The sequence below is a fragment of the Mycobacterium lehmannii genome (assembly GCF_002245535.1).
Taxonomy (GTDB): domain Bacteria; phylum Actinomycetota; class Actinomycetes; order Mycobacteriales; family Mycobacteriaceae; genus Mycobacterium; species Mycobacterium lehmannii.
The window spans coordinates 39,613-63,515 of the sequence record NZ_NKCN01000011.1; the positions used below are offsets into that span (position 1 = coordinate 39,613).

A 23,903-nucleotide genomic window follows, 5' to 3' on the forward strand; every position below is an offset into this window, starting at 1 on the left:
GCGGCGCGTTAGGTTCTTGTATGCCCTTGCCGCCGCCATCGTCTACCACCACCGCCGTCGTCACCGGAGCATCGGCGGGCATCGGCGCCGACATCGCCCGCGAACTCGCCGCGCGCGGTCACGGCGTCACGCTCGTCGCTCGTCGCGAAGACCGGCTGCGCGATCTGGCGGCCGAACTCGGCGGCAACGTCCGCGCCGAGACCATCGCGTGCGACGTCGCCGACCCGGCGGCCCGCGCCGCGCTGTTCGACCAGATCGCCGAGCGCGGCCTCACCGTCGACATGCTTGTCAACAACGCCGGGATCGGCACGATCGGATCGGTGACGAAATCGCCTGTGGCCGATGAGATTGCGCAGGTTCGCGTCAACGTCGAAGCCGTCATCGACCTCACCACCCGCGCGGTCCAGCAGATGGTGCCGCGTGGCCGCGGTGCGATCCTCAACGTCGGGTCCACCGCGGGCTACCACCCGTTTCCCGGCCAGTCCGGCTACGCGGGAACCAAGGCGTTCGTCAAGACCTACACCGAGGGCGTGCGGGCCGAACTGGCCGGCACCGGCGTCACCGTCGCGATGCTGGCTCCAGGGCCGGTGCGCACCGAGTTCCTCCAGGCGGCGGGCATGGACGAACGCAAGTTCGCCGCGGCATTCCCCAAGTTCATGTGGGTGCCGTCGCGGGAGGTGGCCAGAATCGGTGTCGACGCGCTCGAACACGACCGCGGCACGGTAATCGCAGGACGCCAGAATGTGCTGAGTACCCGCCTGCTGCAAGCGCTTCCGCGGGCTCTTCTGCTCTGGACGCTGCGCAGGCAGCATCCCGGGCTGCGTCGCGACCGCTCAGCGGTCTGACAGCGGCCAGCGCCGCATCCAACCCTCGACCGGCAAGGCCATGCCGTTGCACAGCGTGCAGATGGTGCGATACCAGCCGACTGTGACCAGCAGCTCCATCCGCTGCTCGTCATCGAGCTCGTCGCCCAGGGCGTGCCACGTGTGATCCGACCATGTGCCGGTTCTCTCGACCTCGTCCACGGCGGCGATCAGTGCCCGCTCGAAATCGCTGAAGCCGGGATCGTCGTCGAGAACCAGCGCGTCACATTCGCGTTCGCTGACCCCGGCGATGGGACCCCAGAACGCGGCCTGGCCGCCCCATTCGTACTCGCACCGCAGCAATGCGCAGATCCGCAGGATCGCGATCGTGCGCAACCGCGGCGGCAGACGCGCGTCGACGTAGAGCGACTCGCCCAGTTTGCGAAGCCGCGCAGCCAGATTCGGGTGCCTCTGCAGGCAGCGCACCAGCAGCAGCGGCTCGTACGTGCGGTCGGGGTGTCCCCAGCCGTTGATGCCTGCGGCGTCGTCCTCGCTCCACGGGGGAGCCAGCGGCGCGACCCTGCTCACGCAGTGGGCGCGGGTCGGCGGCCGCGGATCAGCGCGCCCGGACGCGCGACGGTGGGAGTGCCGTTCTCGGCGATGATCTCGCCGGACACGACGGTCGCGACGTATCCCTCGGCGCTCTGGTCCAGGCGCCGGCCGCCGGCGGGAAGGTCATAGGCGATCACCGGTCGGTGTAGGCGCAGCCCGTCGTGGTCGATGACGTTGAGGTCGGCCTTGTATCCGACGGCGATCCGGCCGCGGTCGGCCAGGCCGGCAACCCGGGCGGGCACCGACGTCAGTTCGCGCACCGCCTCGGCCACCGACAGCCGACCCGCGGCGCGGTCCCGTGACCAGTGCGTCAGCATGTACGTGGGAAAGCTTGCGTCGCAGATCATTCCGTAGTGGGCCCCACCGTCGCCGAGTCCGAGCACCACGTCGTCGCGACGGATCAGGTCCGCGACCGTGTCGAGGGTGCCGTCGCGGAAGTTGGCCAGGGTCACCAGAAGAATGGCGTGACCGTCGTCGTCGAGCAGCCGGTCGTAGGCCTCCTCGAGCGGGCTGACGCCGCGGGCACGGGCGCGGCTCGCGATGCTCTCGGACCGCGGAGGTTCGTAGTCCGGTGGGTCGCCGAGCGGGAACATCCATTCGAACGCCTGCGCCGCGAACATCAGCGGATGGCCCTCGCCGACCGGCTGGTCCGACAGGATTCGTTGTCGCACTTCGGGTTTGCGCATCTCGGCAACGCGTTCGGCCAGCGGCAGTGAGGCCAGTTCCTGATAGCTGGGGTACATCACGAACGGGTTGCCCGACAACTCGAGGCCGAGCACCAGCCCGATGGGCCGCGGGAAGATCTGCGCGGTGATCTCGCCGCCGTCGATGTTGGCCTTCTCGACCATCGTCAGCGCGTCGAGGAAGAACGGGTCGCCGGCGTTGCCGATCGCCAAGGTGAACGTCACGGGCAGGCCGACCTCGGCGGCGACCTCTAACACCGTTCGCAGCACGGGCTCGTAGTCGCCGGCCACCAGGTCGGGCACGAACTGGATCAGCCCGCCGCCGGCGTCGTCGACTCCGCGGGCGATCGCCTCGATCTCGGCGCGGTCGGCGTCGTAACTGGGGATCGGTCGCCCGCTCTCGGTTTTGTGCAGCGTGAACCGCGACGACGCGAAGCCCAGCGCGCCGGCCTGTACGGCTTCGGCGGTGAGTTTGCGCATCATCGCCAGGTCCTCGGCGGTGGCCGGTTCGCGGTCGACACCGCGCTGCCCCATCACGTACACCCGCAGCGGCGAGTGGGGCAGCAACGCGGCCACATCAATGTCCCGGCGCCGCTCCTCGAGCGCGTCGAGGAACTCCGGGAACGTCTCCCAGTGCCACGGCAACCCGTCGACCATCACCACACCGGGGATGTCCTCGACCCCGGCCATCACGTCGACGAGGACGTCGTGGTCCTCCGGCCGGCACGGCGCGAACCCCACCCCGCAGTTGCCCATCACCACGGTGGTCACACCGTGCGCCGACGACGGCGTCAGGCGGTCCGACCAGATCGCCTGGCCGTCGTAGTGGGTGTGCAGGTCCACGAACCCGGGGGTGACCAGGAGGCCCGTCGCGTCGATCTCCCGCGCGCCGGGCTCATCGACTCTTCCGACGGCCGCTATGACTCCTGCCGAAACCGCCACGTCACCGACGTAGGGTTGCCCGCCGAGGCCGTCGACGATGGTGCCGCCTCTGATGACGAGTTCGTATGTCATACGTCGAATCTACGATGGGCCGGTGATCGACCACTTCGGAATCAACTGCGCGGACTTCCAAAGGTCGCAGGCGTTCTACGACACGGTCCTGGGCGTGCTCGGCTACACCCGCCAACTCGACTATCAGGTCGCCATCGGTTACGGCAGGGACGGTAAGCCCGACTTCTGGATCGCGGACATGAACGCCGGCGACGCGGCGGGTCCCAACCGCGAGGTGCACTTCGCGTTCGAGGCCGCCGACACCGATGCCGTGCAGGCGTTCTACGACGCCGCGATCCAGGCCGGCGCGGAGTCGCTGCACGCCCCGCGGCTGTGGCCCGAGTACCACCCCGGTTACTACGGCGCCTTCGTGCGCGATCCCGACGGCAACAACATCGAGGCCGTCTTTCACGGGGCGCGAACACCGGACTGACGTATACCGTCGAGGCCATGGCTGACTCAGACGTGGCAGTGGTCCGCGAAATTCTGCGCGATGCGTTCACCCGGCTCAGCGAGCACGTGGAGAACCTCACCGACGGGCTGACCGACGAGACCGCGTTCTTCCGTCCCACGCCAACCGCCAACAGCATCGCGTGGCTGGTGTGGCACAGCGCCCGTCAGCAGGACGTCCAGCTCGCCGATCTTGCGGGCACCGAGCAGGTCTGGTTGCGCGACGGGTGGGTCGACCGGTTCGGGCTCGACCTGCCCCGCGAAGACATGGGTTACGGGCACAGCCCCGAGGAGGTGGGCCGCGTCCGCGCCCCTGCGGATCTGCTCGCCGGCTACGCGCACGCCGTGCACAAGGCGACGCTGGAGTACATCGCGTCGGTCACCGCAGAGGAACTGAGCCGCGTCGTCGACGAGAACTGGGATCCACCGGTGACGGCGAGCGTGCGGCTGGTGAGCATCATCGACGACGGCGCCCAACACCTCGGCCAGGCGGCCTACATCCGCGGAATCACGTGACCCGATGGTGGCCGGCGCTCGCGCTGGTGGCGATGCTGCTGCTCGGCTGCGCGGTCGGCAAATCCTCGACGGCGGTCGACGACTGGTTCCAGGGTTTCGGCGACACCCCGGTGCGGCGCCTGGCCGTGATCGCGGATGCCCGCGTGCTGCTCACCCTGACTGTCGTGGTGTTGGCCGCCGCGTGCCTGCAACGGCGTTGGTGGCTGGCGCTGATGACGGTCGTCGGGCCATTGGCCGGAATCGCGGTCGTCCGGGTGCTCAAACCGATCTTCGACCGCCAGAAGGGAGGCGGGCTCGCCTATCCGAGCGGACATCTCACCGCGACCACCATCGTGTGGGGGCTGGCCGTCCTCGTTTCCGGTGCGGCGTGGTGGGTCGTGGTGACCGCGGTTCTCGCCGTGGCGTTGGCGATGCTCGGAGTCGCCGCGACCTTTCACTACTTCACCGACGTGGTGGGCGGTGTGCTGTTCGGTTCGGCGGTCGTGTGGGCCGCCGCGGTCATCGCCCGACGCGACCGCAGCGGGGACCGCGATTCCCCGTCGGCCTCGGCTGGCTAACTCGACGCGGTGCAACAATTGGCTGATGGCGTTGTCCGATAGGCCTCTGGGCTTGCGCGAGCGAAAGAAGCTTCGAACTCGTGCGACTATCCGGCGGGAAGCGTTCCGCCTGATCCAGGAGCGGGGCTACCAGGCCACCACCGTCGAGCAGATCTCCGCTGCCGCCGACATCTCACCGCGCACCTTCTCCCGCTACTTCCCGACCAAAGAGGCGGTGCTGATCTCCGACGATCACATCCCGCCGATCATCGACGCGTTCGTCGCCGCGCCCGCCGACATGTCGGTCATCGACGCCTACCGGCACGCCGTCGAGACCACGTTCAATTCGCTGACCCCCGAGCAGCGCGAAGAGGCCATGATCGGGCAGCGGCTGATGTACACCGTGCCCGAGGTGGCCGGCCTGCTCTACGCCGAATATGTCCGGCTGATCGGCCTGATCGAAGACGCGCTGATGCAACGTCCCGGCGCACCGACCGACCCCCGCGAGCGACGCGTGCTGGCAGGGGCGATCGTCGGGGTGCTGATCAGCGCCTCGCACGGCACCCCACTGCCCGGCGACCCGATCTCGGACAGCCTGCAGGTGCTCGACCGGCTCATGAGGTAGACGCCCGCAAACTTGACACGTGTCAACCCTGCTGCGATCTAGATCACATGCGACCGCTAGCATGGGGACATGACTGCGACGTCCGACGTTGAGCTGCCCGATACCGGCACCATCCGCAATCCCGCGACCGGAGCCGTCGCGGGCACCGTGCGATGGACCGACCCCGCCGACGTGCCGCGCATCGCGGCCGGCCTGCGCCAGGCCCAGCGTCAGTGGGAGGCCCGCGGCGCCAAGGGCCGGGCCAAGGTGCTGGCCCGCTACGCCGTCTGGCTCGGCGACCACCGCGACGAAATCGAGTCGCTGCTGATCAAGGAGACCGGCAAGTCGGCCGTCGACGCGGCACAGGAGGTGCCGCTGCTGATCATGATCGCGTCGTACTACGTCAAGACCATGGAGAAGGCGCTGGCGCCCGAGAAGCGTCCTGCGCCGCTGCCGTTCCTGTCGATCAAGAAGATCGAGGTGCACTACCGGCCCCGTCCCGTCGTCGGCATCATCGCGCCGTGGAACTACCCGGTGGCCAACGCGTTGATGGACGCCATCGGTGCGCTGGCGGCGGGCTGCGCGGTGTTGCTAAAGCCGTCGGAGCGCACACCGCTGACGGCCGAGCTGCTGCTGCGCGGCTGGCTGGACTCGGGCGCACCGGAGGTGCTGGCGCTGGCCCAGGGCGCCCGCGAGGTGTCCGAGGCCGTCATCGACAACGCCGACTTCATTCAGTTCACCGGCTCCAGCGCGACGGGTGCGAAGGTCATGGAGCGCGCCGCTCGCCGGCTCACCCCGGTCAGCCTCGAACTCGGCGGCAAGGACCCGATGATCGTGCTCGAGGACGCCGACATCGACCTCGCCGCGCACGCCGCGGTGTGGGGTGCCTTCTTCAATGCCGGGCAGACGTGCGTATCGGTGGAGCGGGTCTACGTGCTCGAATCGGTCTACGACAAGTTCGTCGACGCGGTGGTGCGCGACGTCGAAAAGCTCAAGATGGGCGCAGGCGAGGGCTTCGACTTCGGCTCGCTGATCGACGAGACTCAGGTGGCCGTCACCGCCCGCCACGTCGACGACGCGCTTGCCAAGGGTGCGCGGGCGCTGACCGGCGGTAAGCGCCCCGAAAGCGAGGGCAACTTCTATCCGCCCACCGTCCTCGTCGACGTCGACCACTCGATGCTCTGCATGACGGAGGAGACGTTCGGGCCGACACTGCCGATCATGAAGGTCGCCAGCGTGGACGAGGCGATCCGGCTGGCCAACGACAGCCCGTACGGGTTGAGTGCCGCGGTGTTCTCCAAGGACATCGAGCGGGCCAACGACGTTGCGGTCGAACTGGATTGCGGTGCGGTCAACATCAACGACGTGATCTCGAACCTGATGTGCACGACCGCTCCGATGGGCGGCTGGAAGACCTCGGGTCTTGGCGCGCGGTTCGGCGGGGCGGACGGCTTGCGCAAGTACTGCCGCCAGGAAGTGGTGGTCGCGCCGCGCACCAACGTCGGCGCAGGCGGCAACTACTACAACAACTCGCCCAAGGCGCTGAAGCGGATGAACACGTTGATGACGAAGCTGGCGCTGATCACCCCGAAGCGGGCCGCCAAGTAGCGACGTCCCCGCCACCGCGTCGAGACTACGGTTTCTGAGGCGGTTACTCGCGGTTCGTGTCAGAAACCGCGGTTTCGGGTAGGAGGATGCGCGTGCGCGTGGTGGTGACGGTCTTCTTGTGGCTCGTCACGACGGCGCTGCTGGCCGTCGCCGTCCCCACCATGTGGGCGCAGCGCAACGTGGTCGACGAGGGCGGATACTCCGCGTTGGCCCAGTCGGCAGCCGAGGACCCGCAACTGCAGAAGGCGATGGCGGGGGTGCTTACCACCGAAGTCGCGTCGTACATGGGCGACAACGGTTACGACGTCGACAGCACCGTCATCAGCGGGGTGGCCTCGGCCTACACGGCGAACCCGACGTTCCCCGAACAGTTCGCCCTGGCCAACACCGTCGGTCATCGCTGGATGTTCACCGACGCGGCCCAGCAGGTCGAGGGCACCGACGAATGGATCCTCGACCTCGGCCCGATGCTCGCCGACGAGTCGTTCCGCAAAACGCTGGGTAACGTCGGCGTCGCCACCCCCAACTCGCTGCCGGTCTCCGTATCGATCACCGATACCTGGCGGCCCGGTCAGCTCGAACGGGTGTCGACGTGGGGGCCGTGGGTGAGCATCGGCGCGAGCATCCTCACGGTGGTATTCGCCCTGTTGACGCTCACGGCGGCCCGCAGTCGCGGCAGAGCCCTTGCCGCCCTTGGTGTTTCCGCGCTCATCGTGGGCGCGGCGGGGTGGGCGGGCCTCGAGGTGGCGCGCCGCTCCGTCAATGGCGCGTTGAACCGGCTGTCGGGGGACCTGCGAGTGGTCGTCGATGTGATGGTGGCGCACGCCGAGGACAACCTGCACCACTGGCTGAACCTCACCCTGGCCGCAGGCGGAGTGCTGGTGCTGTTCGGCGTGCTCGTGGCGATGCTCGGCGGGTTACGGCGACGCGACGTTTAGCCAACCTCGGTATTGCTACCGTGAAACCCATGCCGTTCGTCACCGACATCGTGGGCCCCCAGCGGCCCGTCGAGATGTGGCCACCGCTGGTGGCGGGCGCACTGCGGCGGACCAGCACCATCGACACCCATCCCGATGGCGCTGCGGATTCCGATGTGGACCTGAGGGCGCGTGACGTCGTCGTCCGGCGCGGTGCGGTGGAGGTGCTCGACGAGATCGCCGTGCGCGCCCGTTTGGCCGACCGGGTCATCGAGACGATCGAGGCGGTCGCGGCGGGCGACGACCGGCTCGGTCGCCTCGTCGGTAAGCGGGTAGGTCCCGGATTCCGCTCCGCGGTAGATGAACTGCTACCAACGGACGTCCATGGCTCGACCCTGCTGCACCTGCTGCTCGACGACTGGGTCGGTGCGGCGCTGGTCTCCGGTTACGCACTGCAGTACGCGACGATCGTCGCGGGTACTGAGGAGAAGTTGCCGCCCGGCACCGCCGATCGCATGGCCGGTATCTGCGCGGGTTTCGCACCTGAGGCGTCGCTCGTGGGATACGCGCGACGCCTCGGCACCATCCCCTCGGTGCACGGACCGCAGGCCCCGCCGATCGACATCGACGGTGTGCACGCCGTCGAAACCCTTGGTGCACACGGCATGCGGCGATTACGGCGACTCGACCTGCACCCGCCGGAACAGGGTGTGGCACGCTACTCGGCCCGCTTTGATGCGCACTTCCGTGACTCCCATGTCGACGGCGACGGGGTCGAGACGATCGTGCACGAGTACACGCTCGCCGGCGCGGTCGACGTCGCGACGCGGACGATCACCGCGATCAGCGCGGACGTGCGTGTGCTGCCGTGGCAGGAATGCCCGGGCGCCATCGGCAGTGCGCAACGTGTGCAGGGGATGAGGCTCGCCGAGCTTCGCGACCGCGTCCGGCGAGAGTTCGTCGGCACCAGCACGTGCACGCATCTCAACGACACCCTGCGTGCGATCGCCGATCTCGACGCGCTCTTCGAGCTGCGTTCAGGGCTCGATGACGTGTGACGGGTCGGGGCGCTTCTCCGGCGGCGCCTGGCTGTAGTCGCCCCATGGACCGTCGCGCTGCTCGACGGCGGCCCGAACCCCCTGCGCGGCAGCGGTTTCGATGAAGGACAGCGCATCGGGGGTGTTGCGCATCAGCCCGTCGAGGATGCCGCCGAGGGTTTGGGTGGAGGCCAGGCCCATGTTCTCGTAAGCCTGGTTGACGATCAGCTTCTGCGCCTGAAGCTGCGACAGCGGGATCGCGGCCAGCCTGCCTGCGACCTCTTTGACGCGGGCCTCGAGGTTCTCAAACGGCACCGACTCGTTGATGAGTTCGACTGCGGCGGCTTCCTTTCCGGTCAGCGGCTCGCCGGTCAACGAGTGCCACTTCACCTTCGCCAGGCTCAGCCGGTACAGCCACATGCCGGTGAGGTAGGCACCCCACATGCGGGCGTAAGGAGTGCCGATCACCGCGTCGTCGCTGGCAATCACGATGTCGGCGCACAGCGCGTAGTCGCTCGCGCCGCCCACACACCAGCCGTGCACCTGGGCGATCACCGGCTTGGACGCCCGCCAGATCGCCATGAACTTCTGCGTGGGACCGGTTTCGCGCGCGCTGACCATGGCGAAGTCCTTGCCGGGGTCCCAACGGCCGTCGGTGTTCATCGCATCGCCCCAGTGTGCAAAACCACCGCCGAAGTCGTAGCCGCCGGAGAACGCGCGGCCGGCGCCACGCAGCACGATCACCTTGACGGCGGGATCACGCTCGGCCGCACCGATGGCCTTCTCGATCTCGTCGGGCATCGGCGGGACGATGGTGTTGAGGTGGTCGGGACGGTTGAGGGTGATGGTGGCGATGGGTGGCTCGGCGGCATAGAGCAAGGTCTCGAACTGCGGCCCGGATTCTGGCGGCGTCATGGCCCAAGTTTGGCAGAGAAGGCGCCGGCGCCGATTCTCGCGCCGAGCCGGTTCGCGCTTGATGGTGCACCCGCTCGCAACGCCGATTTAGGCTTGCCTCGCCTCTGACCAGCCAGAAGTGCTATGTTCAGCCTCTCCTAACTTCGAGGTGCTAATGAACCGGTATCTTGCCTGGGCAACCCCCATCGCCGTCGTCGGCCTGATCCTGTCCGGATGCTCGAACGAGAGCTCGTCTTCCGGCAGCGAGACGACGTCGGCCACTGGAACCGCGACCGAGACGACGAGCGCCGCTCCCGCAGTCGATCCCGCGGTACTCGACAAAGCGGCCGCCGACTACAAGGCCTACGCGCAGAGCAACATCGACGAACTTCAGCGCGTGGTCAAGGTCTTCACCGATGCCGTGCGCGCCGGAGACCTCAAGGCCGCCCAGGACGCGTACGCGCCTTCTCGCGCCCCGTGGGAACGCATCGAGCCGATTGCCGCCCTGGTCGAGGAGATCGACGGCAAGATCGACGCCCGCGTGGACGACTTCGCGGGCGTCGACGACCCGAAGTTCACCGGTTGGCACCGCCTCGAGTATCTGCTGTTCGAGAAGAACACCACCGAAGGCGCGGCGCCGTTCGCCGACCAGCTCGACAAGGACGTCGCCGACCTGAAGGCGCAGTTCCCGTCGATCGAAGTGAAGCCGATCGATGTGTCCACCGGCGCGGCGGAGCTGGTCGAAGAGGTGTCCGAGGGCAAGATCACCGGCGAGGAGGACCGCTACTCCAAGACCGACCTGTGGGACTTCGACGCCAACATGCAGGGCTCGCGCGACGCCGTCAACACGTTGAGCGCCGCTCTGGTACAAGCCGATCCGGCTCTGCTGGGCAAGATCGAAGCGGGGCTCAACTCCGTGTTCGACACGATGCGGCCGTTGCGCCGCGGTGACGGCTGGGTGTTGTTCTGCACCGAGAACGACCCCTACCCGTCGCCGCGCTGCCCCGAGGTCACCGTGACACCGGACGTCATCGACAAGCTCAAGGCCGAACTCGCCGGGTTGTCGGAGAACCTGTCGCAGGTGTCGGGAGTGCTGAAACTGAAGTGAGCGAAGGCCGCTCGGGGCTGTCGCGCCGGGGCTTCATCACCGGCGCGCTGGGCACGGGTGCCGCGGTGGGTGCCGGTGCCGCCCTCGCCGGATGCTCGAAGGATGATGCCGCTCCGCCTGCTGCCGCGGGGACGCTCGTCCCGTTCGAGGGCGCCCACCAGACCGGCATCACCGCGCTGCCCATCCCCGAACAGGGATTGATCGCCTCGTTCAACGTGCTGTCGAAGGATCGCGACGGCCTCAAGCGCGCACTCCAGGAACTCACCGAAGAGATCCGCGGGCTGATGGCGGGCAAGCCGCCCGAGGTGCGCGACCCGGAATACCCGCCCGTCGACTCGGGCATCCTCGGCGAGCAGCCTCCGGCAGACAACTTGTCGGTGGTGGTCGGTGTGGGCGCGTCGCTGTTCGACGATCGGTTCGGGCTCGCGGACCGCAAGCCCAAGGAACTGGTCACGATGCCGTTTCTGGCCAACGACCGGCTGGATCCCAAACTGTCGCACGGTGATCTGTCGATCGTGATCGAGGCCGGGCACAACGACACGGTCATCTTCGCGCTGCGTCAGCTGATGCGCCGCACGCGCAGCGATCTGGTGATGCGGTGGATGGTCGACGGATACGCCAGGGGCATCGGCGCCGGGCAGGCCTCAGAGGCGGCGACTCCTCGAAACCTGTTGGGCTTCAAGGATGGGACGGCCAACCTCGATGTCGACGACGGCGCCGTGATGGACCGCCACGTCTGGGTCGGCCCGCAGGACGGTGAACCGGAGTGGGCGGTCGGCGGTTCCTATCAGGCGATCCGCATCATCCGCATGTTCGTCGAGTTCTGGGACCGCACCCAACTCGTCGAGCAGGAGGCGCTGATCGGGCGCAGCAAGGTCAGCGGCGCGCCGCTCGGGCTCAGCGGTGAGTTCACCGACCCCGATTACCCAGAAGACCCAGACGGCAAGCGAATTCCGCTCACGGCCCACATCCGGTTGGCCAACCCGCGAACGCCGGAGACAGACGAGAACCTGATCCTGCGGAGGGGCTTCAACTACTCCCGGGGTTTCGACGGCGCGGGCCGACTGGACCAGGGTTTGGCCTTCATCGCCTATCAGCGCAGCCTGGAGAAGGGGTTCCTGACGGTGCAGCGCCGCCTGGCAGGGGAACCGCTCGAGGAGTACATCCTGCCGGTCGGCGGCGGCTTCTTCTTCATCTTGCCGGGCGTCACCGGTCCCGACCGGTTCCTCGGCGATCAGCTGTTCAGCTGAGCATCGACCACAGGAACTCGTAGATCAGCGCTGACCGGAATGCGGTCTGGGCGTTATCGGCCGCGCCGGCGTGTCCGCCCTCGATGTTCTCGTAGTAGTGGACCGGATGGCCCGCATCCTCGAGGGCCGCGGTCATCTTGCGCGCGTGGCCCGGATGTACGCGGTCGTCGCGCGTCGACGTGGTGATGAGAACGGGCGGGTACCGGCGATCCGCCGAGATATTCTGGTACGGCGAGTATTTCGAGATGAACTCCCAATCGTCGGGATCGTCGGGATCCCCGTACTCGGCCATCCAGGAGGCCCCCGCGAGCAGCAGGTGGAACCGTCGCATGTCCAATAGCGGCACACTGCACACCAGCGCGCCGAACAGTTCCGGGTAGCGTGTCAGCATTACGCCCATCAACAGGCCGCCGTTGCTTCCGCCCTGCGCGCCGAGCTGCTCGACTGTGGTGATACCGCGCGCCACGAGATCGCGTGCCACAGCGGCGAAGTCCTCGTAGACGAGATGCCGGTTCTCACGCATCGCCTGTGTGTGCCACGTCGGCCCGTACTCCCCTCCACCGCGAATGTTCGCCAACACGTACGTGCCACCCCGGCTCAACCACAACCGGCCCAACACACCGGCGTAGCTTGGCGTGTTGGCCACCTCGAAGCCGCCGTATCCGCCCAACAGCGTGGGGCTCGGCGCATGATTGTGGCGATGCCCCACAACGAAATACGGGATCGTGGTGCCGTCATCGGACGCCACAAAGAACTGCTCGACCTCAAGGTCGGCGGCGTCGAAGAACGACGGCGCGCGTTTGACCTCTGCGACGGCGTCACCGGCCACGCCCCATAACAGCCGCGACGGGGTGTCGAAACCGCTGGAGTCGACGAAGATCTCGTCGCCGTATTCGTCGGCGTCGACCAATACCGTATTGGTGTTCGGCGGGATCCCTGCAATCTCGGCTCGCCGCCATGCTCCCGGTGTCACGACCTCGACGTGGCTGATCACATCGACGAGCGTGACGAGGATCAGGCGTTCACGTGTCCACGCGTAGTCGTCCAGGCTGGAGTGCTCGTCGGGTTCGAACACCACGTGCAGATCCCGCGCGCCATCCAGATATTCGACGTAGTTCGCGGCAAGCAGGGAACCGGCGCGATACGTCGTCGACCCGACTGTCCACTCCGCGCGCGGCCGGATCAACAGCCACTCGCGGTGCACGGAGATCCCGGCATCGGTTGGCACGTCGATGGGTATCAGCGTTTCGCCGCGCAACTCGTAACGCTCGCGGTTGAAGAAGTCGAACGCCCGCGTGATCAGCAACCGTTCGAATCCCGGTGTCGCGTCGTAGCCGCATCCCACGCTGACGTCGGCGATCTCACCCTCGAACAGGGTCTGCGCATCGGCGAGCGGTTGCCCGCGCCGCCAGCGCTTCACGATCCGGGGGTAACCGGAGTCGGTCAACGAACCCGGTCCGAAGTCGGTGCCGACCAGCACGGTATCGCGGTCCTGCCACGTGACGCTCGACTTGGCCTCGGGAAGCGCGAAACCGTCCGCGACGAACTGCCTTGCGGCCATGTCGAATTCGCGAACAACGGTGGCGTCGGCGCCGCCGCGGGACAGTTCGACGAGCGCGAGGGAGAAGTCCGGTTCGAGCACGTCGGCGCCGGCCCACACCCAGTTGTCGTCGTCTTGGTCGGCGAGCGCGTCGACATCGATCAGGACGTCCCACTCCGGCTGCTCGCTGCGGTAGCTGTCCAGCGTCGTGCGCCGCCACAGACCCCGCGGGTGGTCCGCGTCGCGCCAGAAGTTGTACAGGTGATCACCGCGCCTACGGACGTAGGGGATGCGGGCGTCGGTGTCGAGTACCTCCAGCGCCTCGCGCCGCATCTGCTCGAACCTCTCACTGCCGAAGCGCGCGACCGTCGGCTCGTTGTGCTTGCGCACCCAGTCCAACGCATCATCACCGGTGATGTCCTCGAGCCACAGATACGGGTCCTCATCCACGCGCCCATTGTCGCGGTCCGGCGCCCGACCGGTTCAGCCGGTGTTGCCGTGCCGGGTATGACGCCGTTTTCCGGCTCGCTTTGCGGCAGAGTTAATTTTCTGCCGGAATGCCCCGCGCCAGCGGCCGCGGTGAGTGATCATGACGTGGTCACCTTTCGTCTTGCCGAAGGAGGTCGTCATGGCCGACCCACAGATCGTCGACACCGACGAGGCTCGAGAAGAAGAGGTTCAGCAGGAAATCGACCTGCTGCCATCCTGATGACTGACGACTCATCGACGGCTCGACACGTCGGTGAGATCGAAGAACTCGGCTACACCGTCGTCAGGGGAGTCCTCGACGACGCCGCGGTCGACGGCTACCTGAGCGATACGCGTCGGCTCGAGCGCGAACTGCCGACGGTGATCGCCAACTCGAACACCGTCGTGAAAGGCTTTCCCCGCCCGGGACAGAAGCCGCTCAACGGCGCCGATCACGACTGGGTGCGGATCGACAACCTGCTGCTACACGGCGCCCGATACGAGGCGCTCCCGACCAACCCACGGTTGTTGCCGATCATCGAGGGTGTGCTCGGTCGGGACTGTCTGCTGTCCTGGTTCATGACGAGCAACCAGCTGCCAGGAGCGGTCGAGCAGCGGTTGCACTGCGACGACGAGATGTATCCGATTCCGCGGCCCCACCAACCGCTGCTCTGCAACGCGCTGATCGCGCTCTGCGACTTCACCGATGAGAACGGCGCGACCCGCGTTGTGCCGGGCACCCACCGGCTGGCAGCGATGCCGTCGGAGCCCTATCCACCGAGCACGCCGGTGGAGATGGCCGCCGGTGACGCGCTGGTGTGGAACGGCGGCCTGTGGCATACGGCCGGCGCCAACCGGACGAACAAACCGCGTCCCGCCCTCACCGTCAACTACTGCGCGGGGTTCCTTCGCCAACAGATCAACCAGCAGCTGAGCATTCCTCGCGAATTGGTGCGACGGCTGGATCCACGACTCCGCGAACTGATCGGCTACGGCTTGTTCGCGGGGAAGATGGGCCGGATCGATTGGCGCCCGCCGGCCGACTACCTGGGATCTGAAGAGCATCCGTTCCTCGACTCGGTTCGCGACCGTCTGGAGCGGCCGCTCACGATCTGAGGGCCGGCTGTTCGGGCAGCCGCAAGGCGATGATCAGTGCGACGGCCGTGATGGCCGCGGCGACCGCGATGGTCGCCTGCGCGCCTGTCGAGAGTGCCGTCGCGAGCGCGGACGTATCGGCCGAGGGCGTCAGTCGCGAGTGCGACGGCACCGCCGCGTCCAGCGCCGACCGGCCGGCCACACCGCTGAAGACGGCCGTGAGAATCCCCGCGCCAAGCGCGCCGGCCAGAAGTCGCAGCGCGCTCTGAACCCCACCGGCAACCGCTGAGTCCTGTTCCGGTACTTCGTAATACGATATATTCACCAGTCGCGCGTATGCGACACCCCAGGCCACGCCGTAGGCGACCAGCACCGCTCCCACGGCGGCCAGCGGCGTCTTCGAGGAGAGCAGGGCGATCAGGCCGAGCAACAGAAGCGGCAAAGCCGCAAGGGCGTATCGGGCCACCGTGCGGTCATCGAGTCGCCGAGCAAGCGCAGCCGCGGCCGGGCCGCTGAGCACCGCGCCCGCGCCGTAGCAGGCCAGCACGACGCCCACACCCCATTGGCCCGCGCCGAGGACGAATCCCAGGACCAGTGGTAGGGCCAGCTGGAATCCGGTGTCGCCGATGGACATGAACGCGGAACTGAACGTGGCCAGGCGAAAAGACCGGTACCGGAACAGGTGTGGCGGGGTAATGGGTTCTCGTCGCCGACGGATCCGCCTGCACTGCGCCGCGGCGAAGGCGGCGGCCGCGATCGTGACTCCGAAAAGCCCCGCGGCCGTGCGTACTTGGTCGTCGTAGCCGCCGCCTCCGAGGTCTACGGCCAGCGCAAGGCTGCCCGCACTTGCCGCCAACAGGAGTGCACCCCAGACGTCGATGTCGGCGAGACGCTTACGGGGGTTCTCGGCCAAGGTGGCGGCGATGCCCACCGCGGCAAGCACGCCAAGTAGCGCCGACCCGAAAAACGCCCAGCGCCAACTGATCGCGGTGGCCGCCGCCGCGCCCCCGACAAGAGGTCCTATCACCGCCGCCAGTCCGATCGCCGCCGCCCACAAGCCGAAGGCGCGCTCACGCTGCGGCCCGCGTTGCGCGAACAGCGTGTTGAGCACGCCGAGACCGTTGGGCAGAGTCGCCGCCAACGCCAATCCGGACAGCACGCGCCCGGCGAAGAAGGACGGCAGATCCCAGGCGATGCCGCTGAGCACGCTTCCCGCGATGAACAGGGCGGTGGAGACGAGCAGCACTAAGCGTCGTCCGAGAACGTCACCAAGCCTGCCGAACAGGACCATGAATGCCGCCGCTGCGGCGAAGTACGCCGTGAACGCCAAGCCCAGATCGGCCACGGACAAACCGAGATCGCGCACCAGCGACGGGATGACAGCGTCGGCGATCGTGAAGTCGCTGATCGCCAACGTCACCGCCAGCAACACGAACCCGTAGCTTGTCGAGGGCCGCGAACCGGGCGCGCGGTGTTCGACCGTCGGTGACGGATCCACGCGACCATTGTGGAGGTCGCGAGGCACGGTAGGGGCACGCTGGCGCACCGATGTGATCGCGAGCACAATCGGCCATGATGCGAAAGACCGACCGCCATCGACCCGTCGCCTTCGCCGATGGCGACCGGCCGTCACAGGTCTCGTCAGATGTCTCAACGAGGAGGACACGATGACCGTTTACGCCCGCCCGGGTGCCGCCGACGCCCTGATGTCGTTCGAGTCGCGCTACGGCAATTTCATCGGCGGAGAATGGGTGCCGCCGGCGTCCGGGGAGTACTTCGAGAACCCGACGCCGGTGACGGGCCAGCCGTTCTGTGAGGTGCCGCGATCCAACGAAACCGATATCGAGGCAGCGCTGGACGCCGCACACGGCGCGGCCACCGCATGGGGCAAGACGGCCGCGGGCGAGCGCGCCGTCATCCTCAACAAGATCGCCGACCGTATCGAGGCCAACCTCGAGTCGCTGGCGCTCGCGGAGTCGTGGGACAACGGCAAGCCCATTCGCGAGACGCTCAACGCCGACCTCCCACTGGCCGTCGACCACTTCCGCTACTTCGCCGGAGCGATCCGGGCGCAGGAGGGATCGCTGTCCCAGATCGACGACGACACCGTCGCCTACCACTTCCACGAGCCGCTCGGCGTCGTCGGGCAGATCATCCCGTGGAACTTCCCGATCCTGATGGCGACGTGGAAGCTGGCGCCCGCGTTGGCCGCCGGGAACGCCGTCGTGCTGAAACCGGCCGAGCAGACGCCGGCCTCGATTCTGTATCTGATGAGCCTGATCGGCGACCTGCTGCCCGCCGGTGTGCTCAACGTCGTCAACGGTTTCGGTTTCGAAGCGGGTAAACCGCTGGCGTCGAGCAACCGCATCGCCAAGATCGCGTTCACCGGCGAGACCACCACCGGCCGGCTGATCATGCAGTACGCGTCCCAGAACCTGATTCCGGTGACGCTGGAGCTCGGCGGCAAGAGCCCCAACATCTTCTTCTCCGACGTGATGGCCGCCGCCGACGATTACCAGGACAAGGCGCTCGAAGGTTTCACGATGTTCGCCCTCAACCAGGGCGAGGTGTGCACATGCCCGTCGCGCAGCCTGATCCAGGCCGACATCTACGACGAGTTCCTGGAGTTGGCCGCGATCCGCACGAAGGCCGTGCGACAGGGCGATCCGCTGGACACCGAGACGATGATCGGGTCGCAGGCCTCCAACGACCAGCTCGAAAAGGTGTTGTCCTACATCGCGATCGGTAAAGACGAAGGCGCCCGCGTCGTCACTGGCGGTGAGCGCGCCGAACTCGGCGGCGACCTGTCCGGCGGCTACTACGTGCAGCCGACGATCTTCGAGGGCAACAACAAGATGCGGATCTTCCAGGAGGAGATCTTCGGGCCCGTCGTCGCGGTCACCTCGTTCACCGATTACGACGACGCGATCGCCATCGCCAACGACACCCTGTACGGGTTGGGCGCCGGCGTGTGGAGTCGCGACGGCAACACCGCCTACCGCGCCGGCCGCGATATCAAGGCGGGTCGGGTGTGGACGAACTGCTACCACGCCTACCCGGCGCACGCCGCCTTCGGCGGATACAAGCAGTCCGGCATCGGCCGCGAGAACCACAGGATGATGCTCGACCACTACCAGCAGACCAAGAACCTGCTGGTGTCCTACAGCAACAAAGCGCAGGGATTCTTCTGACGAGCGCTTGCGCGAGGAGGCGAGGGTTCTGACGATGCCCGGGCGCGAACGTGGGTTACCCGCACACCAAACTCGACTTTCGCGTGCGGGTAACCCACGTTCGGCGCAACAGGAACCACCCCCGCGGGCGCTGATCACCGCCGCGGCCGCGGACCTGCTGGCCCGACTGCATGACAAGCACGGCGCGCTGATGTTTCACCAGTCCGGCGGCTGCTGCGACGGGTCGTCGCCGATGTGCTACCCCGACGGGGAGTTCATCGTGGGCGACCGCGACGTGCTGCTCGCGGTGCTCGACGTCGGCGACGGGGTACCGGTGTGGATCTCGGGCTCGCAGTTCGAGGCGTGGAAGCACACCCAACTCGTGATCGACATGGTCCCGGGCCGCGGCGGCGGATTCAGCGTCGAAGCCCCCGAAGGGGTGCGGTTCTTGAGCCGGGGCCGGGCGTTCACCGAGGCAGAGATGCAGGCACTGGCCGCCACACCGCCTGTGACCGGGGCGGATTTCGAACGGGGCGTCCGTCCGCGACCGTCGGACACGCATATCGTCGGTAACCCAATCGATGCCTGTCCGATACCTGACGCGCCGGGCGGGTGAGCGGGGCTAAGCCGTTGTCCGCGTAGCCTTTCAGGCGTGATACCGCTTCCCCGTGCATGGGTGCTGACCAGCGCGTTGCTGGTCGGTACGGCAGTGGGGCTGATCCTGGGGGTCGCTGCCACGCTGGTGATCGACGCGCCCATCCGGCCCGACGTCGTCGTGGCGCTCGTCGTCGGCGTACCCGCCGCGCTCGGCATGCTGGCGATCCTGGTGTCGGGTCGGCGGTGGGTGACGACCGCAGGCGCCTTCCTGCTCGGCGTCGCGCCCGGGTGGTTCGGGGTGCTGGTCGCGATCCAGGCGGTGCACGGTGCCTGAGACAACCGAAACGCTGCCCGGCGACCCGACGGAGCCCTACACCCCGACATTCACCACCGGTGAATTCCAGGCGGTGATGGGAACGACGGCCGTCGCCGAGCATCCGTCGCAGCCGGTACCGATCCCGGCACAGCCCGTCGTGGTTCCCGGCAACTACCCCTATCTCAAGCGCTGGATGTTCGTGCTCGTCGTCGCGGGCGTCTGGGCGCTCGCCGCGTTGGCGGGATGGGGTCTGTACCACTGGTGGTACCACTCGATGGACAAGACGGCCCCGGTGTTCGTCGCGCTGGTCTTCGTGGTCACGGCCACGGTGGCCGGTCTGCTTCTCGCGATGGTGCCCGACAGGCCCGTGGTGTCCGCGCTCGCGCTCGCGCTGATGTCGGCGCCGTTCGGAGCGGTCGCGGGGGCCGCGGTACTGCACGGTCTTTACTTCTGCGAGTGGGCCACCCGGTGTTTCGCAGGGGTGATCCCCTACTGAGTTGTCTCAGCGGCCGGTCGGTTCCCATGTCCGCATGGCCGCGTCGAGGCCCTGATCGTCCAACGCGCGCACCGGCAACGGTTCGTTGTCGTCGCCAGAACGCATACCGTCCAACAGGATCCCGACGTAGCGACGCCACAGATCGGTGTCGACGTGTCCGGCGAACTCGCTGACCATTCCGGCGAGCAGGCTGAGCAGAGGCAGGTCGGTGTGCGAGATGTCCGAGCGCAGACGGCCGTCGGTCTGCGCTCGTTTGACGACTTGCACCGCCACCGGGTGAAGGCGTTCCTGTGCCGCCACCACGCGGGCACCGCCGTAGGCTTTGCTGAACGCGATTTCTCGCAAGCCCCGGTCGGTAGCGGTCATCGCGCACAGCTGCTCGACGAACCACACGAAGCCCTCCCACGGATCGTTGTGCTCCAGCGCGGTTTCCGCCAACGCGGTCATCTGGTCCAGGCCGTCGACGAAGATCGCCTCGAGCAGTTCGTCTTTGGTCGCGAACCGTCGATACACCGTTCCCACTCCCACCCCTGCGTACCGGGCGACGTCATTGAGGTTGGGCTCCAAACCTTTTGATGCGAACAACTCACGGGCCGCTTTCAGAACGCGTGTGCGGTTGCGTTCAGCGTCTTTGCGCAGGGGGCGACAACCCAGCCGCGGCGACTCCGTCTCACCCACATCCATCCGGCCGAGTGTAATGCGGTCCACAGTAAAGCGGATTGACCTTGTCCGCTTCGTTCGTTAGCTTGGCTGACTAGCACTGCGCCCCTTGAGCCCGGGGTGGTCACAACGCCGGAAGGCCCGCACATTGACTCCCGTCGATCGATTTCCCGCACTGCTCGTGCGCGCTGATGCCGACCCGGGGGAGCGCCGGTCATGAAGCTGGTGACGCGCGTCTGGCTCCCCGTCATGATCGTGATCGCCGCGACTGCGGGCGTTCTCGCGGTGTCGCACTTCCGGGGCATCTTCGGTGCCGAACCCGCTCTGAAGACCCCGATCGGTGCCGACACCGCGGAGAAGTTCATCCCGAAGGTGGTCACCTATGAGGTCTTCGGTACGGGCAACGCCGTGGTCAACTACCTCGATCTCGACGGAAAGCCGGTGCGCGCCGGAACCGTGAGCCTGCCGTGGTCGCTGACGTTGGAGACCACAGCGCCGTCGGTAGCGCCGAACATCATCGCCCAGACCGACGGCCAGTCCATCGGCTGCCGCATCACCGTGGACGACGAACTCAAGGATGAGAAGACGGCTCAGGGTGTGAACGCCCAGACGTTCTGTCTGGTGAAGTCCGCATGAGTGCACCGGTCGACGACGCGCCGACGAACCCCAACCCGATCGCCCGGCCGAAACGTCCGTGGCTTCCGCGGTTGATCCGCATGTTCGCTCTGCCGATCATCGTGGGCTGGGTCGTCATCATCGGCTTCCTCAACACCGCGGTGCCGCAGCTCGAAGTGGTCGGCAAGCAGCGCGCGGTGTCGATGAGCCCGCAGGATGCGCCGTCGATGATCGCGATGAAGCGCGTCGGCACAACGTTCGAGGAATACGACACCAGCAGCTCGGTCATGGTCGTGCTCGAGGGCGAGAAGAAGCTGGGTGTCGAGGCGCTGGAGTTCTACGAACAGATGGTGCGTGATCTGCGCGCCGACACCGCACACGTGCAGTATGTGCAGGACCTGTGGTCCGACTCGTTCACCGCCGCGGGCGCGCAGAGCGTCGACGGCAAGGCCGCTTACACCCAGGTGTACATCGCCGGCGACCAGGGCGAGAGGTTGGCCAACGAGTCGGTGCGCGCCGTGCGGGACATCGTCGCCAAACACCCGACACCGCCGGGCGTCGGGGTTTACGTCACCGGGGCGGCGGCGACGACGACCGACCAGAACGCCGTCGGCGACAAGAGCATGCGGACCATCGAGATGCTCACCTTTGGCGTCATCGTCGTCATGCTGTTGGTGATCTACCGGTCCGTCGCCACAACGCTGGTGCTGCTCGGCATGCTCGCGATGGGATTGCTCGGCAACCGCGGGTTGATCTCATTTCTGGGCTACCACAACGTCTTTGGACTGACGACCTTCGCCACCAACCTGGTGGTCACCCTGACCATCGCCACCGCCGTCGACTACGGGATCTTTCTGGTCGGCCGGTACCAGGAGGCCCGCCGATCCGGTGAGGACCGAGAATCGGCGTACTACACGATGTTTCACGGGACCGCCCACGTCGTGGCGGCGTCCGGGTTGACCATCGCGGGCGCCACCTTCTGCCTGAACTTCACCCGGCTGCCCTACTTCCAGAGCATGGGCTATCCGATGGCCGCGGCGATGGTGTTCGGCATCGTGGTGGCCTTGACGTTCGGCCCCGCGTTGATCTCGGTGGTCAGCCGCTTCGGCCGCGTACTCGAACCCAAGGGCAAATCATCGACCCGGGCGTGGCGGAGGATCGGCACCTCGACCGTCCGCTGGCCCGGTGCGTTCGTGGTGGTGGCCGTCGCGGCCTGCCTGGTCGGCTTGCTCGCGCTGCCCAGCTACCACACGAGCTACAACGACCGGCTGTATCTGCCCGACGACATCTCGGCGAACGTCGGTTACGCGGCGGCGACCCGCCACTTCTCCGAGGCCCGGATGAACCCGGACGTGCTGATGGTCGAGACCGACCGCGACCTGCGCAACCCGGCAGGGTTCCTGATGATCGACAAGATCGCGAAAGCCTTGGCCGATGTCGAGGGAATCGCCCAGGTGCAGGCGATCACCCGGCCCGACGGCAAGCCGATCGAACACACGACGATCCCCTACATGATCGGCCAGCAAGGTGTCGGCCAGCTCATGTCCAACGACTACCAGCAGGGCGTCATCGACAACATCATGGCCCAGGCCGACGAGATGGCCCACACCATCGAGTCGATGGAGAAGATGAACTCGATCACCCGTGAACTGTCCGTGGTGTCGCGGAGTATGGCCGACAAGATGACCGACACGTCGCTGACCGTGCAGGAAGTGCGCGACAACATCGCCAACTTCGATGACTTCTTCCGCCCCGTGCGCAACTACTTCTACTGGGAGCCACACTGTTTCAACATCCCGGTCTGCTGGTCGCTGCGTTCCATCTTCAACAGCCTCGACGGCATCTCGACCATGTCCGACGACTTCCAGGCGATGGTTCCTGACATCAACCGGATGGCCGACCTGACGCTGGAGATGACCGCCGTGATGCCGGGGATGATCCAGTCGATGAAGAACCAGCGCCAGATGATGCTGAACCAGTATCAGGTTCAGAAGGCGCAGCAGGACCAGACCATGGAGCAGCAGGAAGACAGTGCGGCGATGGGGGAGGCGTTCGACGAAGCCCTCAACGACGACTCCTTCTACGTTCCGCCGGAAGCGTTCACGAACGCCGACTTCATCCGCGGCATGGACCTGATGATGTCGCCGGACGGGCACGCCGTCCGGTTCACCATCATCCACCAGGGCGATCCGCTGACCGAGGACGGCATTTCGCGGATCGAACCGCTGAAGAAGGCCGCGGCGGCGGCGATCAAGGGCACGCCGCTGGAAGGTTCCTGGGTCTACGTCGGCGGCGCCGCGGCGATGTTCGACGACATGCAGCAGGGCGCCGATTACGACCTGCTGATCGCGGTCACAGCGGCGCTCCTGCTGATCCTCGTCATCATGATGGTCATCACCCGAGCGCTGGTTGCCGCCCTGGTCATCGTCGGAACCGTGGCGCTCAGCCTGGGCACCGCGTTCGGGATGTCAGTGGTGCTGTGGCAGCACATCATCGGCATCCCCCTGCACTGGATGGTCCTGCCGATGGCGATCATCGTGCTGGTGGCCGTCGGCGCGGACTACAACCTGCTGCTGGTGTCGCGAATGAAGGAGGAAGTCCACGCCGGACTGCGCACCGGAACCATCCGCGCCATGGCGGGCAGCGGGCCCGTCGTCACCGCCGCCGGGTTGGTGTTCGCGTTCACCATGGCGACGATGGCGGTCAGCGACCTGATCGTCATCGGCCAGGTCGGCACGACGATCGCGCTGGGCCTGATGTTCGACACGTTCGTAATCAGGGGATTGATGACGCCGTCGGTGGCCACGCTGCTCGGACGGTGGTTCTGGTGGCCGCTGCAGGTGCGCCAGCGTCCGCGCCCGGCGCCGTGGCCCCAGCCGATCCAACGCGATCCCGCGGGACATGGCGGACCGTTCGCCGATGCCCATTAGTGTGG

The 23,903-nt window shown here is 67.1% G+C and carries 22 protein-coding genes and 1 pseudogene; 17 read left to right on the plus strand and 6 right to left on the minus strand.

Annotation, left to right across the window (positions count from 1 at the left end; genetic code table 11):
• The first annotated feature begins 20 nt into the window (after positions 1–20).
• Positions 21–845, plus strand: coding sequence for an SDR family NAD(P)-dependent oxidoreductase (locus tag CEX87_RS13955; protein WP_066810751.1), 825 nt, complete (start codon positions 21–23; stop codon positions 843–845).
• Here the strand turns inward: CEX87_RS13955 and CEX87_RS13960 are convergent.
• Complete coding sequence (locus tag CEX87_RS13960; protein WP_094287767.1) at positions 834–1,391, minus strand: carboxymuconolactone decarboxylase family protein; 558 nt, start codon at positions 1,389–1,391, stop codon at positions 834–836. The genes CEX87_RS13955 and CEX87_RS13960 overlap by 12 nt on opposite strands.
• Positions 1,388–3,112 carry an N-acyl-D-amino-acid deacylase family protein gene (locus CEX87_RS13965; protein WP_094287769.1) on the minus strand — a complete coding sequence of 575 codons (1,725 nt, stop codon included), beginning with the start codon at positions 3,110–3,112 and terminating at the stop codon, positions 1,388–1,390. Before CEX87_RS13965 ends, CEX87_RS13960 begins: the two co-directional genes overlap by 4 nt.
• 22 nt (positions 3,113–3,134) lie before the next feature.
• Here CEX87_RS13965 and CEX87_RS13970 point away from each other — a divergent pair, with 22 nt between their 5' ends.
• The 7 genes from CEX87_RS13970 (at position 3,135) to CEX87_RS14000 (ending at position 8,780) form a co-directional block, all read left to right on the plus strand.
• Entirely contained in the window at positions 3,135–3,524 is a 390-nt protein-coding gene (locus tag CEX87_RS13970; RefSeq protein WP_094287771.1) for a VOC family protein, read from the plus strand.
• A 17-nt stretch (positions 3,525–3,541) separates the two neighbouring features.
• Entirely contained in the window at positions 3,542–4,057 is a 516-nt protein-coding gene (locus CEX87_RS13975) for a mycothiol transferase (RefSeq protein WP_066810749.1), read from the plus strand.
• Positions 4,054–4,614, plus strand: a complete 561-nt coding sequence (locus CEX87_RS13980) for a phosphatase PAP2 family protein (protein ID WP_094287773.1) — start codon at positions 4,054–4,056, stop codon at positions 4,612–4,614. Before CEX87_RS13975 ends, CEX87_RS13980 begins: the two co-directional genes overlap by 4 nt.
• Positions 4,615–4,639: 25 nt before the next feature.
• Complete coding sequence (locus CEX87_RS13985) at positions 4,640–5,218, plus strand: TetR family transcriptional regulator (protein ID WP_064425413.1); 579 nt, start codon at positions 4,640–4,642, stop codon at positions 5,216–5,218.
• A 69-nt stretch (positions 5,219–5,287) separates the two neighbouring features.
• Positions 5,288–6,805: an aldehyde dehydrogenase family protein gene (locus CEX87_RS13990; RefSeq protein WP_094287775.1), complete on the plus strand. Its 1,518-nt coding sequence runs from the start codon at positions 5,288–5,290 to the stop codon at positions 6,803–6,805.
• Between the two features lie 92 nt (positions 6,806–6,897).
• On the plus strand, positions 6,898–7,743 hold the full coding sequence (locus tag CEX87_RS13995; RefSeq protein ID WP_094287854.1) for a hypothetical protein: 846 nt from the start codon (positions 6,898–6,900) through the stop codon (positions 7,741–7,743).
• Positions 7,744–7,772: 29 nt separating this feature from the next.
• The gene (locus tag CEX87_RS14000) at positions 7,773–8,780 is read left to right on the plus strand and encodes a DUF2889 domain-containing protein (RefSeq protein ID WP_094287777.1); all 1,008 of its coding nucleotides are present in this window, start codon (positions 7,773–7,775) and stop codon (positions 8,778–8,780) included.
• Here CEX87_RS14000 and CEX87_RS14005 read toward each other — a convergent pair.
• Positions 8,760–9,674, minus strand: coding sequence for a crotonase/enoyl-CoA hydratase family protein (locus CEX87_RS14005; RefSeq protein ID WP_064425416.1), 915 nt, complete (start codon positions 9,672–9,674; stop codon positions 8,760–8,762). The genes CEX87_RS14000 and CEX87_RS14005 overlap by 21 nt on opposite strands.
• Before the next feature lie 154 nt (positions 9,675–9,828).
• Between CEX87_RS14005 and CEX87_RS14010 the strand changes: the two genes are divergently transcribed.
• Positions 9,829–10,761 (plus strand): EfeM/EfeO family lipoprotein, encoded by a 933-nt coding sequence (locus tag CEX87_RS14010; protein WP_064419946.1) that lies wholly within the window; start codon positions 9,829–9,831, stop codon positions 10,759–10,761.
• On the plus strand, positions 10,758–12,011 hold the full coding sequence (locus CEX87_RS14015; protein WP_064425417.1) for a Dyp-type peroxidase: 1,254 nt from the start codon (positions 10,758–10,760) through the stop codon (positions 12,009–12,011). The genes CEX87_RS14010 and CEX87_RS14015 overlap by 4 nt, the downstream gene beginning before the upstream one ends.
• Here the strand turns inward: CEX87_RS14015 and CEX87_RS14020 are convergent.
• Positions 12,004–14,022 (minus strand): annotated as a pseudogene (locus CEX87_RS14020) (prolyl oligopeptidase family serine peptidase); the annotation flags it as partial. The gene CEX87_RS14015 and the pseudogene CEX87_RS14020 overlap by 8 nt on opposite strands.
• 237 nt (positions 14,023–14,259) lie before the next feature.
• Here CEX87_RS14020 and CEX87_RS14025 point away from each other — a divergent pair.
• Positions 14,260–15,135, plus strand: a complete 876-nt coding sequence (locus CEX87_RS14025; RefSeq protein WP_064399731.1) for a phytanoyl-CoA dioxygenase family protein — start codon at positions 14,260–14,262, stop codon at positions 15,133–15,135.
• On the opposite strand, the gene CEX87_RS14030 is transcribed toward CEX87_RS14025, so the two are convergent.
• Complete coding sequence (locus CEX87_RS14030) at positions 15,125–16,612, minus strand: MFS transporter (RefSeq protein ID WP_158220775.1); 1,488 nt, start codon at positions 16,610–16,612, stop codon at positions 15,125–15,127. The two genes, CEX87_RS14025 and CEX87_RS14030, sit on opposite strands and share 11 nt — an antisense overlap.
• A gap of 169 nt (positions 16,613–16,781) precedes the next feature.
• On the opposite strand from CEX87_RS14030, the gene adh reads away from it, so the two are divergent.
• The 4 genes from adh to CEX87_RS14050 are packed head-to-tail and all read left to right on the plus strand — an operon-like array spanning position 16,782 to position 19,693.
• A complete protein-coding gene (adh, locus tag CEX87_RS14035; protein WP_064425428.1) occupies positions 16,782–18,305 on the plus strand; it encodes an aldehyde dehydrogenase in 1,524 nt (507 codons plus the stop codon).
• Positions 18,306–18,339: 34 nt separating this feature from the next.
• Positions 18,340–18,900, plus strand: coding sequence for a DUF779 domain-containing protein (locus CEX87_RS14040; protein ID WP_094287783.1), 561 nt, complete (start codon positions 18,340–18,342; stop codon positions 18,898–18,900).
• A gap of 36 nt (positions 18,901–18,936) precedes the next feature.
• Positions 18,937–19,215, plus strand: coding sequence for a putative holin (locus CEX87_RS14045; protein ID WP_064399728.1), 279 nt, complete (start codon positions 18,937–18,939; stop codon positions 19,213–19,215).
• Entirely contained in the window at positions 19,208–19,693 is a 486-nt protein-coding gene (locus CEX87_RS14050) for a hypothetical protein (protein WP_064399727.1), read from the plus strand. Before CEX87_RS14045 ends, CEX87_RS14050 begins: the two co-directional genes overlap by 8 nt.
• Before the next feature lie 6 nt (positions 19,694–19,699).
• Here the strand turns inward: CEX87_RS14050 and CEX87_RS14055 are convergent, their stop codons facing one another.
• Positions 19,700–20,377: a TetR/AcrR family transcriptional regulator gene (locus CEX87_RS14055; protein WP_064399726.1), complete on the minus strand. Its 678-nt coding sequence runs from the start codon at positions 20,375–20,377 to the stop codon at positions 19,700–19,702.
• Between the two features lie 192 nt (positions 20,378–20,569).
• Between CEX87_RS14055 and CEX87_RS14060 the strand changes: the two genes are divergently transcribed.
• Both CEX87_RS14060 and CEX87_RS14065 read left to right on the plus strand, forming a co-directional pair.
• On the plus strand, positions 20,570–20,989 hold the full coding sequence (locus CEX87_RS14060; protein ID WP_064399725.1) for an MmpS family transport accessory protein: 420 nt from the start codon (positions 20,570–20,572) through the stop codon (positions 20,987–20,989).
• Positions 20,986–23,898 (plus strand): MMPL/RND family transporter, encoded by a 2,913-nt coding sequence (locus tag CEX87_RS14065; protein WP_064419941.1) that lies wholly within the window; start codon positions 20,986–20,988, stop codon positions 23,896–23,898. The genes CEX87_RS14060 and CEX87_RS14065 overlap by 4 nt, the downstream gene beginning before the upstream one ends.
• Positions 23,899–23,903 lie beyond the last annotated feature (5 nt).

What these genes read in the sequence shown, in the direction of transcription:
- CEX87_RS14065 (WP_064419941.1), top strand. Translation starts at nt 20,986, where the DNA reads ATGAGTGCACCGGTCGACGACGCGCCGACGAACCCCAACCCGATCGCC.
- CEX87_RS14010 (WP_064419946.1), top strand. Translation starts at nt 9,829, where the DNA reads ATGAACCGGTATCTTGCCTGGGCAACCCCCATCGCCGTCGTCGGCCTG.
- CEX87_RS13955 (WP_066810751.1), top strand. Translation starts at nt 21, where the DNA reads ATGCCCTTGCCGCCGCCATCGTCTACCACCACCGCCGTCGTCACCGGA.
- CEX87_RS13985 (WP_064425413.1), top strand. Translation starts at nt 4,640, where the DNA reads ATGGCGTTGTCCGATAGGCCTCTGGGCTTGCGCGAGCGAAAGAAGCTT.
- CEX87_RS14055 (WP_064399726.1), bottom strand. Translation starts at nt 20,377, where the DNA reads ATGGATGTGGGTGAGACGGAGTCGCCGCGGCTGGGTTGTCGCCCCCTG.
- CEX87_RS14060 (WP_064399725.1), top strand. Translation starts at nt 20,570, where the DNA reads ATGAAGCTGGTGACGCGCGTCTGGCTCCCCGTCATGATCGTGATCGCC.
- CEX87_RS14005 (WP_064425416.1), bottom strand. Translation starts at nt 9,674, where the DNA reads ATGACGCCGCCAGAATCCGGGCCGCAGTTCGAGACCTTGCTCTATGCC.
- adh (WP_064425428.1), top strand. Translation starts at nt 16,782, where the DNA reads ATGACCGTTTACGCCCGCCCGGGTGCCGCCGACGCCCTGATGTCGTTC.
- CEX87_RS13990 (WP_094287775.1), top strand. Translation starts at nt 5,288, where the DNA reads ATGACTGCGACGTCCGACGTTGAGCTGCCCGATACCGGCACCATCCGC.
- CEX87_RS13975 (WP_066810749.1), top strand. Translation starts at nt 3,542, where the DNA reads ATGGCTGACTCAGACGTGGCAGTGGTCCGCGAAATTCTGCGCGATGCG.
- CEX87_RS14040 (WP_094287783.1), top strand. Translation starts at nt 18,340, where the DNA reads ATGCCCGGGCGCGAACGTGGGTTACCCGCACACCAAACTCGACTTTCG.
- CEX87_RS14025 (WP_064399731.1), top strand. Translation starts at nt 14,260, where the DNA reads ATGACTGACGACTCATCGACGGCTCGACACGTCGGTGAGATCGAAGAA.
- CEX87_RS13965 (WP_094287769.1), bottom strand. Translation starts at nt 3,112, where the DNA reads ATGACATACGAACTCGTCATCAGAGGCGGCACCATCGTCGACGGCCTC.
- CEX87_RS14000 (WP_094287777.1), top strand. Translation starts at nt 7,773, where the DNA reads ATGCCGTTCGTCACCGACATCGTGGGCCCCCAGCGGCCCGTCGAGATG.